Source organism: Flaviflexus huanghaiensis (genome assembly GCF_014118685.1).
Taxonomy (GTDB): domain Bacteria; phylum Actinomycetota; class Actinomycetes; order Actinomycetales; family Actinomycetaceae; genus Flaviflexus; species Flaviflexus huanghaiensis.
The window spans coordinates 106438-121818 of record NZ_JACFAK010000009.1; the positions used below are offsets into that span (position 1 = coordinate 106438).

Annotated in this window: 15 protein-coding genes; 1 reads left to right on the forward strand and 14 read right to left on the reverse strand. The window is 62.0% G+C overall.

All coding sequences use genetic code 11. From position 1 onward, the window contains the following. Position 1: 1 nt before the first annotated feature. From miaA to pgsA, 10 genes are all read right to left on the reverse strand, one after another. The gene (gene miaA / locus H7E91_RS08225) at positions 2-919 is read right to left on the reverse strand and encodes a tRNA (adenosine(37)-N6)-dimethylallyltransferase MiaA (RefSeq protein WP_182354616.1); all 918 of its coding nucleotides are present in this window, start codon (positions 917-919) and stop codon (positions 2-4) included. Further along, the gene (miaB, locus tag H7E91_RS08230; protein ID WP_182354617.1) at positions 916-2484 is read right to left on the reverse strand and encodes a tRNA (N6-isopentenyl adenosine(37)-C2)-methylthiotransferase MiaB; all 1569 of its coding nucleotides are present in this window, start codon (positions 2482-2484) and stop codon (positions 916-918) included. Before miaB ends, miaA begins: the two co-directional genes overlap by 4 nt. 172 nt (positions 2485-2656) lie before the next feature. Further along, positions 2657-3034, reverse strand: a complete 378-nt coding sequence (locus H7E91_RS08235) for a hypothetical protein (RefSeq protein ID WP_182354618.1) — start codon at positions 3032-3034, stop codon at positions 2657-2659. After that, a complete protein-coding gene (locus H7E91_RS08240) occupies positions 3034-3618 on the reverse strand; it encodes a hypothetical protein (protein WP_182354619.1) in 585 nt (194 codons plus the stop codon). The genes H7E91_RS08235 and H7E91_RS08240 overlap by 1 nt, the downstream gene beginning before the upstream one ends. 45 nt (positions 3619-3663) lie before the next feature. Further along, positions 3664-4170, reverse strand: a complete 507-nt coding sequence (locus H7E91_RS08245) for a regulatory protein RecX (RefSeq protein ID WP_182354620.1) — start codon at positions 4168-4170, stop codon at positions 3664-3666. Next, positions 4170-5237: a recombinase RecA gene (gene recA / locus H7E91_RS08250; protein WP_182354621.1), complete on the reverse strand. Its 1068-nt coding sequence runs from the start codon at positions 5235-5237 to the stop codon at positions 4170-4172. The genes H7E91_RS08245 and recA overlap by 1 nt, the downstream gene beginning before the upstream one ends. Positions 5238-5438: 201 nt before the next feature. After that, positions 5439-5660, reverse strand: coding sequence for a DUF3046 domain-containing protein (locus tag H7E91_RS08255; RefSeq protein ID WP_182354622.1), 222 nt, complete (start codon positions 5658-5660; stop codon positions 5439-5441). 52 nt (positions 5661-5712) lie between these two features. Beyond that, positions 5713-6099 (reverse strand): helix-turn-helix domain-containing protein, encoded by a 387-nt coding sequence (locus tag H7E91_RS08260; protein WP_182354623.1) that lies wholly within the window; start codon positions 6097-6099, stop codon positions 5713-5715. A gap of 68 nt (positions 6100-6167) precedes the next feature. Next, positions 6168-6671 carry a CinA family protein gene (locus H7E91_RS08265; protein WP_338401773.1) on the reverse strand — a complete coding sequence of 168 codons (504 nt, stop codon included), beginning with the start codon at positions 6669-6671 and terminating at the stop codon, positions 6168-6170. Next, entirely contained in the window at positions 6658-7233 is a 576-nt protein-coding gene (gene pgsA, locus H7E91_RS08270; protein WP_182354625.1) for a CDP-diacylglycerol--glycerol-3-phosphate 3-phosphatidyltransferase, read from the reverse strand. The genes H7E91_RS08265 and pgsA overlap by 14 nt, the downstream gene beginning before the upstream one ends. Before the next feature lie 45 nt (positions 7234-7278). Here pgsA and H7E91_RS08275 point away from each other — a divergent pair, with 45 nt between their 5' ends. Then, on the forward strand, positions 7279-8571 hold the full coding sequence (locus H7E91_RS08275; RefSeq protein WP_182354626.1) for a CapA family protein: 1293 nt from the start codon (positions 7279-7281) through the stop codon (positions 8569-8571). Between the two features lie 185 nt (positions 8572-8756). Here the strand turns inward: H7E91_RS08275 and H7E91_RS08280 are convergent, their stop codons facing one another. From H7E91_RS08280 to dapA, 4 genes are all read right to left on the reverse strand, one after another. Next, complete coding sequence (locus H7E91_RS08280; RefSeq protein ID WP_338401774.1) at positions 8757-11231, reverse strand: FtsK/SpoIIIE family DNA translocase; 2475 nt, start codon at positions 11229-11231, stop codon at positions 8757-8759. A 72-nt stretch (positions 11232-11303) separates the two neighbouring features. Then, a complete protein-coding gene (locus tag H7E91_RS08285) occupies positions 11304-12356 on the reverse strand; it encodes an ornithine cyclodeaminase (RefSeq protein WP_338401775.1) in 1053 nt (350 codons plus the stop codon). A 249-nt stretch (positions 12357-12605) separates the two neighbouring features. Continuing rightward, on the reverse strand, positions 12606-14237 hold the full coding sequence (locus H7E91_RS08290) for a ribonuclease J (RefSeq protein ID WP_194309206.1): 1632 nt from the start codon (positions 14235-14237) through the stop codon (positions 12606-12608). 167 nt (positions 14238-14404) lie between these two features. After that, positions 14405-15304, reverse strand: a complete 900-nt coding sequence (dapA, locus tag H7E91_RS08295; protein ID WP_182354629.1) for a 4-hydroxy-tetrahydrodipicolinate synthase — start codon at positions 15302-15304, stop codon at positions 14405-14407. Between the last annotated feature and the right edge of the window lie 77 nt (positions 15305-15381).

Consider the following 15381-nt stretch of genomic DNA (forward strand, 5'->3'; position numbering starts at 1 on the left):
TCTACCGGGAGGCAGAGCGGTCGATGATCTGCGCGATCCGATCGGAGCTACGTTCGCCCGCCTCAACCCATATCACTCGAGGGTCCCGCCGAAACCATGTCAGCTGTTTCTTCACGAGCTTGCGAGTTGCGGTCGTAATGGCGTCGATGGCCTCAGGGATGGTCATGTCCCCGTCGAGGACAGCGAGCGCTTCCCGGTAACCGGTCGCAGTGCGCGCTGTTGGAGCAGTGAGCAAACCCCGGCCGCTCAAGGCCCGCACCTCGTCGAGGAGTCCGTCGTCGAACATTCTCTGAGTGCGCAACGTAATTCGCGCGTCGAGTTCCTCGCCCGGCATCGACAGCCCGACGACAACAACACCCTCGTAGTGGGACGTATGGCGGGGAAAGACCGGCTGGAACGAGCGGCCCGTCACTTCGTTGACTTCCAGAGCGCGGATGACGCGGCGCTTGTTGCGAGCGTCGATGAGGGCGGCGGAGGCCGGGTCGACCCGTTTGAGGCGCTCGTGCATGGCCGGTGCGCCGAAGCGCTCCAGGTCCGCCACGAGTCTCATCCGCACCTCGGGCACCGTGCCGGGGAAGTCGATCCTGTCGAGGATCGCCGAGACATACAGTCCGGAACCCCCAACGATGATGGGAGTCCGCCCCCGCCCGACGATCTGCTCAAGGTCACGACGGGCCTGTGTTTGGTAGGCGGCGACCGATGCTTCCTGACTGATGTCGAGAACGTCGATCTGGTGATGCTGTATCCCGCGTCGTTCAAGCTGAGTAACCTTGGCCGTTCCGACGTCCATCCCCCGATATAGTTGCAGCGCGTCAGCGCTGATGATCTCGGCCGCTTCTGGCCCACCGAGATCATGGGCGAGGTCAATCGCCGCCACCGACTTGCCGACCGCCGTCGGTCCGACGACGGCGATGATCACGGCTGACCGACCCGGAGCGTCGGTAAACCGAGCGTGACCGGGCCCGCGGCCTCAGCAGTGAGTTCGGAAACTCGCCTGCGTGCCCTCTCCCACGCGTCGCCGGCGCGCGTTCGCCTGATCTCGAAGGTGCCGCCTGAGAGCGCCGAATCGGCCAAAAGGTGGTGCGGAGCTCCGTACGTGACCGTCGCCGTCACCATGTCACCGGGACGCGGTAGCCCTTCCGCATGGTCACCAGTCGAGAACGAGTCCGCATAGGGCCGCAAGTGGTCAGGTAGCGCGACATGCACAAGCCGGTTGTCCGCCGCCCGGCCCGTTAGCCTGGCCGTATCAGCGTCCTTACGACCCTCTCCTTCTGCGACGAGGACATCGACCGTCCTGCCGACGATCCTTTGGTTCTCTTCAAGGGAGATCCGGTTCTGTAGCTCGATGAGTCGGTCGTAGCGCTCGCTTGAGACCTCGGCGGGAATCTGGTCAGGCATATCAGCCGCCGGAGTCCCCGGTCGGGGCGAATAGATGAACGTGAAAGCTGAGGAGAAGCGCGACTGCTCGACGACGTCGAGTGTTGCCTGAAAGTCGTCCTCCGTCTCGCCGGGGAAGCCGACGATGATATCCGTCGTGATGGCAGCGTCCGGGATCAGGTCACGAACGCGCTCGAGGATGCCGAGGAACTTCGCGGACCGGTAGGACCGTCGCATTGCCCGCAGGACCCTATCGGAGCCGGACTGCAACGGCATGTGAAGCGATGGCATGACATTCGGGGTTTCCGCCATCGCGACGATGACATCATCCGTGAACGCTGCCGGGTGCGGGGAGGTGAATCGAACCCTTTCCAAACCCTCGATCGTCCCGCACGCTCGAAGGAGATCTGCGAACGCGCCCCTTTGCCCGAAGCCAACTCCGTAAGAGTTGACGTTTTGACCAAGCAGAGTGACCTCGAGAGCCCCGTCTGCGACGACGGCGTTAATCTCCGCGAGGATTTCACCCGGGCGGCGGTCGCGCTCTTTGCCTCGCAGGTGCGGAACGATACAGAACGTGCACGTGTTGTTGCAGCCGACCGAAATCGACACCCATGCGGCGTAAGCAGATTCCCGCTTCGTCGGTAGCGTGGAGGGAAAAACCTTGAGAGACTCCTCGATCTCGACCGCGGCTTCGCTATTGTGGCGGGCACGCTCGAGGAGCGCCGGCAGCACGTCGAGATTATGGGTGCCAAGGACAACGTCGACCCACGGGGCTCGCGCAACGATGCCGTCCCGCATCTGCTGTGCAAGGCAGCCGCCCACAGCAATCTGCATTCCGGGCCTGTCTCGTTTGACAGAGGCGAGCTGCCCGAGGTTGCCAAACAGCTTGCTCGCGGCGTTCTCACGAACAGAGCACGTGTTGAGGACGATGACGTCTGCGCCAGCGTCACCGGCGTCTGTCGCCCGCGCCGCGGCCTCCGGCACCGTATCGACGTGGCGATATCCGGCGTCCTCGAGGAGTCCGGCGAGCCGTTCGGAATCGTGGACGTTCATCTGGCACCCGAGGGTGCGGATGGCGTACGTGCGGGGCAGATCTGTCTCAGTCATCGCCCACCATTGTACGGCCCCGCGCCTACCAACATGGAACCCTGCGCGGCGTCGATCTCTCTGCAGTGCCGGGCTGCGGCGTGCCCCGTCCGCTCCGTTCTAACAACGCACACCGGCAGGCTAGAGAACCCTCAAAGCGGACCACTAGGCGGAATGAGTCTGAAGATCGCCGTCACACGAGGAGCTGAAGCGCAACAAAGCCGCAGATGCCTGCCCATAGATAACTCGCGAGTGAGCCGATAATGAAGCGTTCGCTCACTGCCGGGTCTTCCTTAAGCTCGGACCAGCGGCCGAGTGACTTGATCGCGACAACGGCGGCGATAAGCGCGGGTTGGCCGACGATAATGAGCCCGGTTGTTGACACCCGCTCAAGAATTCCGATGACAGTTCCGCCACGCAGCACGCGGCGCTCCGTAGCCTCGGGCTCGAGAATGAGCTTGCCGTCGCGAGCATCGGGAACGACGCGAGCGATTGCGAGCACTCCCTCGACAACGAGCCAGCCACCTGACGCGGAGATGAGGAGCGCGAGAACCGCGATGAGAATCTCCATCACTGCTCAGTTCCGATAAGGAGCCGGTCAAGAAGCGGCCAACAGGCCTCTTCGAGCGCCTGACCGCCGAGACCACGTCGCTGGGAGACAGCTTCGGCGCTAATGCCGAGTCGTTCGGCGATCTGAGACGCGGTCTCTCCGGCCCGATGGGCGTCGATCGCCTCCCACTGGGCGTCCGTCCGGGACTCGATGAGGTTTCCCAAGAGCCTGAGAAGCGCTTCGGCGTCGGCAGAGGTGTCTTGATTCGGCCCAATGGTGGCGACCGACGGGGTGAACCGAGTCGCGCTCTTCGCGCGTTCGACAGCCTCGCGAGCATTCTCAAAGGCGGTGCCACTACCCTCGCGAGCACTACCCCCGAGCTCGGCAGGGCCCGACCCGATTCCGATATGCCAATGTCCGTCACGCAACACCCCGAGGACGATCTTTCTCACGACGGTCGGATCGGCCGTGACGCCCTGAACCTCGTCGCCAACCGTCCGCTCAAACGGCCGCACCATTTCCTTATCGCGAAGACGTTCCAGGAGGGCCGGAACACGGTCCTCGTCCCCCCGTGAGCCAATTTGATCGAGCGTCAGGACGAACATGACTTCCTCCTTCAAGCCTGCATACTTGAATCAATGATTCCAAGCTTAGTAGCTTGACTCGTCGTCGTCATCTAGGGCGGCTCGGATTGCTGTCATGATGTGATCGGGAGAAAACCCGCGTCGCGCGAGGGCGCCGTAGATGCGGCGGCGCCGAACATGAGGATCGAGTCCTTCGGTGGTCCGGGCCTTCTTTTGAGCGAGAGTGATCGCGGCCTCGCGTTCGTCGTCCGCACTGATCTCCTCGAGAGCCGAATCGGCCACCTCGCGGTTGATCCCTTTCCGAGCAAGCTCCCTCGCAATGCCTGCACGAGAGTTCGGTTTCTCTGCCATGCGAGAACGGACGAGCATAGCAGCGAACTTCTCGTCGTTGACGAGTCCTACCTCTTCAAACCTGTCGACGATCTCGAGGGCAATCTCCTCGGGAACTCCGCGGGAGACCTGAGCATCCAGCAGTTGCCTGCGAGACCTGTCGGTCATCGCAAGTTGCCGCAGGACAATCGCCCTGGCCTCCTCGCGGAGCTCCTCGGGAGACTCCTCGCCCGTGATCTTCATCAGAAGTCGGCGGGCACCGAGTCGTCAGCCAGGGCGTCAGGGCTGTCTGCGCTTGGAAGGTCCGCATAGTCGCCGATGCCGAGCTTCTCGAGGATCTTCTGCTCGATCTCGGCCGCGGTGTCAGTATTTTCGGAAAGGTAGGTGCGCGCCTTCTCCTTCCCCTGTCCGAGCTGCTCACCCTCATAGGTGAACCATGCGCCGGACTTGCGGACGATGCCGTTCTCGACACCCATGTCGATGAGGCTACCCTCGCGGGAGATGCCCTTGCCGTACATAATGTCGAACTCGGCCTGCTTGAAGGGCGGAGCCATCTTGTTCTTCACAACCTTGACACGCGTGCGGTTGCCGATCGGTGCCCCAGCCTCTTTGAGGGTTTCGATGCGACGGACGTCAAGGCGTACAGATGAGTAGAACTTGAGCGCCTTGCCGCCGGTCGTCGTCTCGGGAGAGCCGAAGAAAACGCCGATCTTCTCGCGCAGCTGGTTGATGAAGATCGCGGTCGTTCCTGATGCAGAGAGAGCGCCTGTAATCTTTCGCAGCGCCTGGGACATGAGGCGAGCCTGGAGGCCGACATGGGAGTCACCCATCTCACCCTCGATTTCTGCCTTGGGTACCAGTGCGGCAACCGAGTCGATGACAACGATGTCGAGGGCACCGGACCGGATGAGCATGTCCATGATCTCAAGGGCCTGTTCGCCGGTGTCTGGCTGCGAGACGATAAGGGCGTCGGTGTCGACTCCGAGGTTGCGAGCATACGCCGGATCGAGGGCGTGCTCAGCATCAATGAACCCTGCGATGCCGCCGGCTTTCTGTGCCTGGGCAACAGCGTGGAGTGCGACCGTCGTCTTGCCCGAGGATTCGGGGCCGTAGATTTCGACGACTCGACCCCGAGGTAGCCCGCCAATACCGAGCGCAACATCAAGGGCGACGGAGCCGGTGGGGATGACTTTAACTTTCTGAGCGGCCTGATCGCCGAGGCGCATGATCGACCCCTTGCCAAACTGGCGGTCGATCTGCGCGAGAGCCGTGTCGAGCGCCTTCTGGCGATCGTCGGATTTTGCGGCCAATGGTGTCTCCTTGATAGATGCGGGTAGAACAGGCGTCAGTTAGGGAACCCGCCCTCTCCGAGCGGCAACCTAGGAGCAACGCTAGGCCACGCCTTTGGCACAATGAGCTCGTGGATTTCCATGTTGTGGAAACCCCGAGCCGCGACGCTCCGGAGAACATCGTAACTGAACATACGTTCGAAAAACGAAGACGCGCCGACGTCAGCGCTCGTCCCTGTTTACCCGGTGGCGGAATGCCTCGTGCTCAATATTCATCTCGGTACAGATGGCGGCCCAAATTTTTTGAGGTGACTCGCCTTCGTCAAGGAGCTCAACGGCGGTGCGGTGTCCGAGTGTCGGTAACGCCAGCGTTCGGGCGAGAGCCTGGCCGTATGCCGCACCGAAGACGTCGCCGAGGACATCGTGAAATTCTGAATGGTTCATTGTTGACGACGTGAGAGGCCGCGGCATCGCCGCGGCCTCTCACAGTGGGTCACTAGTTGACGCCAGCCTCAGCCAGAGCCTCCTGAACGGTGTCAGGAACTCTGAAGCTCGGCGGGACGCGACCTTCCGAAAGGTCAATCCTGTCAGCGACAAGACGGAGAACGTGCGCCAGTGGCACGTTGAGTGCCTGAGTGATCGACAGAAGAAGTTCTGACGATGCTTCCTTCTGACCGCGCTCGACCTCGGAGAGATATCCGAGGGACACGCGAGCATCCGAGGACACTTCGCGTAGGGTGCGGCCCTGCCTCTGTCGGTAGGCGCGAAGCACGTCGCCCAGCTCGCGGCGAAGGAGCACAGGTTCAGACGGTTTCGACTCGCGCGGGCGAACAATGTCTGTGTGGTTCTTCCGGGTTACGCCGGTTCGTGTTTCCATTGCCATCACCATCCTCAACGGCATGCCGCTGCTATTTGTTCCCGTATTCCCGCAAGGGCGACGAGTTGCACAGGCTACGTCCAGGTTTCCTCGCCGGTGCGGTATTTGTCCAGATCAGCGGGAAGTTCTAGATCGGCGAGAAGGTGAACGGCAGCGATGACGGTCGAGCTATTGACCTCGGCACGGGTTCCCGGGAATGAGAAACGGAAGGCCCGCCCGTCCTCCCTGCCGATCCACACAGTGCCCTGCTCATGACCATCCGCCGGGCCTGGACCAGCGACCCCGGTCGTCGACACGGTATGCGTGGCGCCAGTGACGCGGGCGATCCCCTGCGCCATCTGTGCCGCCACCTGCCCGCACACTGGTCCTTTCTCTTCGAGAAGGGTCTTGTCGACGCCGAGCATGGTCGCCTTCATCTCGTCCGTGTAGCTAACGATTCCGCCAAGCAGGATCGCTGAGATTCCCTCCGTCTCGACCAGGCGCACACACACGGCTCCCCCGGTAAGGGATTCTGCGGTCGCGATCGTCTCCCCGCGCTGAAGGAGGATCTCAGCGGGCCTCAACTCAGTTGCTTTCACGAGTGATCCTACGAGCGTCCTGAACATACTGGATAGCGGAGACTATCGACACGACAAGAGCTCCTGCAACCAGTCCCCACGTCAACCATTCCATGACGAGTGCAAGTCCGTCCGGAAGGAAATCCCGCCACGGCATGAGCAGGCCGCCGATGAAGAGGGACTGGAGAAACATCTTGAGCTTGCCTCCCTTACCCGCGGCCATGACAGCCCTCTTCTTCATATACATCCGCATGACCGTGATGCCGAGCTCACGGACGAGCATGACGATCGTCACCCACCACCACAGCATGTCGTGCCACGACAGCATGATGAGAGCTGCACCGATAAGGGCCTTGTCTGCGATCGAGTCGGCAAGCTTGCCGAAATCGGTGATGAGATTCCGTGACCTAGCCAGGTAACCATCCAGCTTGTCGGTCAGCGTCGCGATAAAGAAGATGGCGGTCGCCAGATACCGCGAGGCCGTGTCGGCCTCCCAGAACGCCCATACAAAGAGCGGGATGAGGAGGATCCTGACAACCGTCACTGCGTTCGCGACGTTGAGCACCGGAGGTTGAGAGTTCACTCTCCCAGCCTACGCCGAAACCGTGTCCTCCCGTATGCTTGTCGCATGTCGACCCGCACAATGACGGTCGCGGCTTTCGCCGCCACTCTCTTGCTCACCTCATGCTCGACCGTCCTCGCCGACTCGGAGGACGCTCCCGAATCACCCGAGACCGCACCTGCGCAGACCGCGTCCGAAGATTTGACGGAGGAGTCGACCAACGCTCCCGACGCGACAGATAGTGCGCCCGGAGAACCGATCGCGGAGCTGACAATTGTGTCGGGCGGCGACGTTCTTCTCCACCCGTCGATCTACGAGAGCGCCCGCGTCGCTGGCGACGAGTTCGACTTCACCTACCAATACGAGCACATCAAGCACTGGATTGATGGAGCCGATCTGGCGCTGTGCTCCCTCGAGGTGCCGATCGCTCCAGAGGGAACTGCGTACTCCGGCTATCCCATGTTCGGAGCGCCTGCGGATCTCGTTCCCTCCCTCAAGGAGGTTGGCTGGGACGGCTGTAACACGGCGACGAACCATACGATGGACAGGGGCTTCGACGGCATCGTCCGCACCAACACAGTATTTGAGCAAAACGGCATGGGTTTCCACGGTGGAGCCCGGACTGAGGCTGAATCAGAGCAAGCGCAATTCTACGACCTCGATGTTGAGGGCCGCACGGTCACCGTCGCCCACATCTCCGCGACGACGCTCACGAACGGCATCCCGATCCGGGCCGAGCAGCCCTGGTCCTGGTTCGTCATCGGCGAGCTCGGTCCTTACGAGACGTCCGATGTCATTGACATGGCGGCTTCAGCCCGCGAGCAGGGTGCCGACCTCGTCGTCGTCTCCATGCACTGGGGTACCGAATACGTATCGGAGCCAATCGAAGAGCAGGTGACGATTGCGCAGGAGCTGGCCGACTCCGGTCAGGTGGATCTCATCTACGGCAATCACTCGCACGTGCCGGAGCCGGTCGTCGAACTCGACGGCGGCCCGCGCGGCGAAGGCATGTGGGTGGCCTGGTCGATGGGCAACCTTATCTCCGGCCAGACGATCGCTAATCATGGGTACCGGGTGACAACTGGCTACCTCGGCACTGCCACTGTCGAGGTTCCGGCGGAGGGACCAGCCACGGTCACCGCCCTCGATTGGACTGCCGTCACCCAGGACGCACCAGGCGGCAACCGGCTCTATGTTCTTAACGAGGTCATGGCCAATCCGCTTGCCGGTCTCACGCTCGGCGCGACCGAGCTACAGGCCCGAGCCGACGTCACCTACCCCGTCATGGAGGCAAGTGATCGGCCCGAGAGGACAGCACCTCCAGTCCGCCAGGTTGAGTCTGTCACACCCAGACGTTAACGCCTCTCGGTGTGTGCGGTGAAGGCTTGCACGCTGTCCACATCGGCCCGGCTTAGTTCTCTGCACGTGCCAACGCAGGGGTGCTACCTGACTCGTTCCGAGCGAATCCAGGAGCCGTTACCGGCGTCCACGTCCGCATTCATCTAGCCCAGAGCACCGGCCGGTGACCGACCCCCTGGGGACGTTCAGCGTCCGGTCAGTTGCCAGGCATCCTCAGAGTCGTCGTCGTCATCATCCCAGTAATCGCTACTTTCACCCGATGCGGTGGGAAGGATGCGCGTGCCGTCCACCGGTTCCTCGGCGACTGATGTTTCGTAGGCGCCTTCTTGCGGCTCCTCGCCGCGGAGCATCGCCAACACCTCCGGTAGCTGCTCAGGTTTGACGAGCACCTCACGTGCCTTCGAACCCTCCGATGGGCCGACAATGTCACGAGATTCCAGCAAATCCATCATCCGTCCCGCCTTCGCGAAACCGATCCGGAGTTTTCTCTGGAGCATCGATGTCGAGCCGAAGTCGGTCGAGACAACGAGTTCCGCTGCCTGGAGTAGAAGATCAAGATCGTCGCCGATGTCGTCGTCGACCTGCTTCTTCGCCTGCGCCTTGGCCGTCACATCCTCACGATATTCGGGTGTCATCTTCGTCTTGACGTAGTCGACGACCTTTTCGATCTCGGACTCCCCTACCCAGGCGCCCTGGACGCGGATGGGCTTGGCTGCTCCGGACGGCATAAACAGAGCATCACCCTGTCCAATGAGCTTCTCCGCGCCCGGCTGGTCGAGAATAACGCGAGAGTCAGCAAGCGATGATGTAGAGAACGCAAGCCTCGATGGCACGTTCGCCTTGATGAGCCCGGTGACGACGTCGACCGACGGACGCTGAGTCGCGAGGACAAGGTGGATCCCCGCAGCACGTGCAAGCTGAGTAATTCGCTGAATCGACGCCTCGACGTCGCGCGGTGCAATGAGCATGAGGTCGGCGAGCTCATCGACAACGACGACAAGGTATGGGTACGGCTTAATCTCGCGCTCAGACCCAGGTAGCGGTTGGATGTGGCCCGCGTGGACCGCTTCGTTGAACTGGTCGACGTGGCGGTGCCCGAAGGCCGCGAGATCGTCGTATCGCCTGTCCATCTCCTCGACTACCCACTCGAGAGCTTCGGCGGCCTTCTTCGGGTTCGTGATGATCGGGGTGATGAGATGGGGAATGCCGGCGTAGGCCGTGAGCTCGACCCTCTTCGGGTCGACGAGGATGAGACGGACCTGGTCCGGGGTCGCCCGCATGAGGATCGACGTGATCATCGAATTGATGAACGACGACTTGCCCGACCCGGTAGCGCCAGCGACGAGGAGGTGCGGCATCCGCGACAGGTTCGCGACAACGTAGTTGCCCTGGACGGACTTGCCGAGGCCGACGACGAGAGGATGAGTCTGCTTGTTCGCGACCGAGGAGCGTAGCACGTCGCCGAGAACGACAGTTTCTCGGTCGGCGTTCGGGATCTCGATGCCGATGGCCTGCTTGCCGGGGATGGGCGACAGGATGCGGACGTCAGCCGACGCCACCGCATAGGCGATATTCTTCGACAGCTGGGTGATCTTCTCAACCTTCGTGCCGGGGCCGAGCTCAACCTCGTACTGGGTGACGGTCGGCCCACGAGAGAAGCCCGTTACCCGAGCATCGACAGCGAACTCCTCGAACACGTTCGTTAGGGTCGCGACAACCGAATCGTTGACCTCGGAGCGTTCCTTATGCGGAGCGCCAGCGGCCAGCATCCCCATGTCCGGTAGCTCATACGCAAGGCTCGGTGAGAGCTCTGGTTGTTCGAAGACCGTTTTCTCCGGCTCTGGCTGGGCCTGCTCGCTATCAGTGGGGTCGATGACCGCGGTGGGTGGGGTGACGGTAGCCGGTTTGACCTTCCGCTTGGGAGCAGCGATCGGGGCTGGCAGATCGGGCGCTTCCTCGATCTCGTACGGTTCCTCGTACGGTTCGTCCTCAGCCGCAATCGCCTCCTTGCGGCGCCGTCTCAGCCGGTCCCCGAAGGGTTCGCGTCGCTCCGACTGCGATTGTGCTGAGCGAACTCGGTCGAGAATCTGCCTGATCGAGGTCGAGCTGCCGTAGAGGATCGCGTAGATCGCGAGCAGGAGGAGAACCGGAACAGCTCCCCAGGGGGATAGGAGGTAGGCAAGCCCGCCGCCGACAAGCCAACCGAGGATCCCGCCGGCCGCCTCGACCGATTCGATTGACTCGAACGGGCTTTGCGCGCCGAGAACGATGTGGAGGATGCCGGTGATGGCAACGATGAGCAAGACAGTGCCGATGACGAGGCTACGGTTTGCTCCCCTCGTTGAGTCGCGAAACAGTCGTACAGCGAAGAACACGAGGACGATCGGGACGAGCACAGACAGAAGGCCGACTGGGCCAGCGGTGATGTGGTGAATGACAGAGCCGAGAGCGCCGGACAACTGGAACCACTCCCGAAGGGCGACAATAATCGCCACTCCGACAAGTGTCAGCGCGAGCCCGTCCTGGCGCGCCGGCGATAGCTCCGCCTCCGGCGCGGACTGGACCTCGGTCTTCGCAGTGTCCTGGCTCCGGCGTACGCGCCGTCCACTTGTCTCCTGCGAGGCTTTGCGGCCGGGTTTCCTGGGTTCTGGCTTGCTCACACCTTCGAGGATAGTTCTCCGACCAGCTGTTTCCTACCCACGCGCCGTACGAACGATGAACCGCGGACTATCTCACGCGAGCCGCTCAGCGACATCTTCTCCCGCTTCGACAGGATGCATGATGAGGGAGAAGAGGTCTTTGGGGTCTCGCGGGTCGGCGATGAGATCGATGTCGGTCTGCAGGTTTGTGCCCGCTGTCGCCTGCCAGCACACTCGTAGCGCGCTTAGGTCCGCGAGCGCGAATCCGACAGAGTCGAAGACGGTGATGTCGCGGTTACGTACCCGCCCGTCGGCGCGGTCGGTGACGACTCGCCACAGCTCAGTGACGGGAAAGTCAGCCGGCATCATCTGGATCTCGCCCTCAATACGGGTCTGCTCCTCGAACTCAACAAAGACCCTGGCTCGCTCAAGGATTCTCGGGTCGAGCTCCGTCTTGCCTGGGCAGTCGCCGCCGATCGCGTTGATGTGCATACCTGCTGCCACGTGCGAGTCCATGAGAGCGACGGCGTGTTGCTTGTCTGCTGTACACGTGGTGACAATATCGGCTCCAGTGACTGCCTCATCGACGCGCGAGCATGTTGTGATGTGGAAACCGAGCGGCTCGAGGTTGTTCACGAGCTTTGCAACCCCATACGGGTCGACGTCATAGACGCGGAGCTCGTTGATGCCGAGAATTTCTCGCATACCGATGGCCTGGAACTCGGCCTGCGATCCGGCTCCGATCATCGCCATGACCCTCGATTCGGGGCGGGCCAGACGCTTAGCTGCAACGGTCGACATGGCGGCAGTGCGGACTGCGGTGAGGAGTGTCATCTCGGCAAGGAACACCGGGTGGCCGGTTGCGACGTCGGCAAGGGCACCAAAGGCCGCGATGGTCTGGATGCCGCGGAGCGGGTTGTCGGGATGCCCATTGACGTACTTGAACGCGTAAAGCTCATCATCGGAGATTGGCATGAGCTCAATGACGCCAATGTCCGAATGTGCGGCCATCCGCGGAACCTTTTCGAACTTCTCCCAGGCTGCGAGATCCTCTTCAATGCCCGCGGCAATTAAGCGAATGACCCTATCTAGCCCATCGCGAGCGATCCACCTCGCCATGTCCTTCACACCAACAAACTGCGTCACTGCGTCTCCTGCCTTTCCGGGTTCGCCAGGCTCACACCCCTGTTCAGGTCGTGGGTCCACACGTGTCGGCATTGTGTGCCTACCCCTCAGGAGGAGTTCTCACCATGCGGACAAAGTCCCTATCGCACAGATTGTGCCATGCGCCACGCCGGAACGCCATAGATGCGCGCCGCGATGGCTCAGGTTCCCCTGGAGCGGGGCCTTACAGCATTGAGATCGCTCGTTGCGCGGTCTCAGTTCACGCGCGCGTCAGACTTCGATGACTGTGGGGACGATCATGGGCCGGCGACGGAGCCTGCGCGAGACCCAGCGGCCGATCGCTCTCCTCATCGCCTGCTGCATTTGGTACGTGTCACCCTCGTTGTCGAGGACATCCTGCAGGGCCTTCGTTACCTCGGGAAGGACCTTCTCCAGCACCTCATCGTCTTCTGCCATGGCGCGGGACTGGATGTGCGGTCCGGAGACGATCTCCTGCTTCGACGTGTCGACGACCGCGAAGATCGCGACGAAACCCTCTTCGGAGAGGATGCGACGGTCCTTCAGCTCAGCCTCGGTGATATCGCCGACCGACGAACCGTCGACATAGACATAGCCGCAGGGAACTGCGCCGACGATTGACGACTCCCCGTCAACGAGGTCGATGACGGCACCGTCTTCTGCCAGCATGACGTTCTCGGCTGGCACGCCAGTTTTAACGGCGAGCGCACCGTTGGCAACGAGGTGGCGGATCTCGCCGTGGATCGGCATCACGGCTGTTGGCTGGACAATGTTGTAGCAGTAAAGGAGCTCGCCTGCCGAGGCGTGGCCTGACACGTGGACGCGAGCGTTTGCCTGATGGATCACCTTCGCGCCGAGCCTCATGAGTCCATTAATGAGACGGAACACCGAGTTCTCATTGCCGGGAATAAGGGAGGAGGCGAAGATGACCGAGTCGCCGGGGCCGACAGAAATGCTCTGGTGGTCCTGATTCGAGATGCGGGAGAGCACAGCCATCGGCTCGCCCTGAGAGCCGGTCGACATGTAGACCCGTTTCGATGGTGGATAGTCCCCCATCTTCTTGAGGTCGACAAGGACCCCGTCTGGGACGTCGAGATAGCCGAGGTCGGCTGCGATCCCCATGTTGCGCACCATGGAGCGGCCGACGAACGCGACAACCCTGTTGTTCGCGGCGGCAGCGTCGAGGATCTGCTGGACGCGGTGGACGTGGGACGCGAACGAGGCGACGACGATCTGCCCGGTAACCTGGGAGAACGCCTGATCGAGGACAGGCCCGATCTCGACTTCTGATGTTGTGAAGCCTGGCACCTCCGCATTGGTCGAGTCGACCATGAACAGGTCGACTCCCTCTTCACCAAACCGAGCAAACGCACGGAGGTCAGTGATCCGGCCGTCGAGCGGCAGCTGGTCCATCTTGAAATCGCCGGTAATGAGCACATTGCCTGCCACTGTCCGGATCATCGCCGCGAGCGCGTCCGGGATCGAGTGGTTAACAGCGACGAACTCGAGTTCGAATGGACCGAAGGTCTCGATGTCACCCTCTGTCACCTGAAGTGTGTAGGGGCTGATGCGGTGCTCCTGGAGCTTCGCCTCGATGAAGGCGAGCGTCAGCTGGGAGCCTACGATCGGGATGTCGTTCTTGAGGCGCAACAGGTAAGGCACGGCGCCGATGTGGTCCTCATGGCCGTGGGTGAGGACGATGGCGACGATATCGTCAAGCCGATCCTCGATGTATTCGAAGTCCGGCAAGATGAGGTCAACGCCGGGCTGGGCTTCTTCGGGGAAGAGGACGCCACAGTCAACGATGAGAATCTTGCCGTTGATCTCGAAGACCGTCATGTTTCGGCCGACCTCGCCAAGGCCCCCAAGGGGGACGATCCTCAAGGCGTTCTTCTTGAGTGGACCTGGGGACTGAAGTTCGGTTAGCGCGTAGTTCACTCCGTCATTGTTTCACGAACACGCTGCATTATGCAGAACCGCCCAAGGTCGTCGGTTCGAGCTGAGAAATGACGAGGCCCGCGGACGGGCCTCGTCGGAGTACAACCAGCTTCTTATTCGATGTACCCCTGCGCTGTGAGCACCCTGCGCAGGTTGTCGAGCTCAAGCTGGCTCGCGCCGACGAGCGGGAGTCTCACGGTCGGCGTGGGCAAAACTCCCATCATCGCGAGAGCCTCCTTCGCCATGACCGCGCCCTGTCCGGTGCCCATGATCGCTTCCACGAGCGAATGGAGTTCTTCGTCAATCTTCCGGGCAGTCTCGAGATCGCGTGCATCGAGTGCTTCGACCATCGCACGGTACTTTCGGGCGGCCACGTGGCCGACAACGGAAACGACTCCAGAACCCCCGATTGCCATCCACGCCAGGTTCAACCCATCATCGCCGGAGTAATACTCGAGGCCGGTTCTGCGTGCGGTCGCGATGCCGCGGGGCAAATCCGCCGCAGCGTCCTTGACGGCCTTGATCTTCGGGTTGTCAGCCAGCCGATCGAACACCTCGTCCGAGATCTTGACGCCGGTACGCCCCGGGATGTCGTAGACCATGACCGGCAGGTCAGTGGAGTCAGTGATCGCCGAGATGTGCTGGTAAATGCCCTCTTGTGAAGGCTTCGAATAGTAGGGCGAGACAATGAGCAGGCCCTGCGCACCACACTTCTCTGCGCTCCTCGCGATCCGCACGGCGTGCGCGGTGTCGTTTGAGCCGGCGCCTGCCACGATCATGGCCTTGCCGCCAACCTCGGCGACAACTGCACGGACGAGATCGTCCTTCTCGGGCTGATGCGTTGTCGGAGATTCTCCTGTCGTGCCGGACAGGACAATGCAATCGACCCCCTCGTCGACCAGGTAGGCGGCGAGTTGCCGCGCCGAGGATGTGTCGAGTGATCCGTCGGGGGCGAATGGCGTTGCCATGGCCACTGCGACGGAGCCGAACGTGCGTGACGGAGTTGTACCCATGCCGACAGCCTAGCGCGTCGACCTTCCTCCGCGCCGCCGGCCGGGGCAAGTGTCAACTATGTGGACCCCGCAATGGG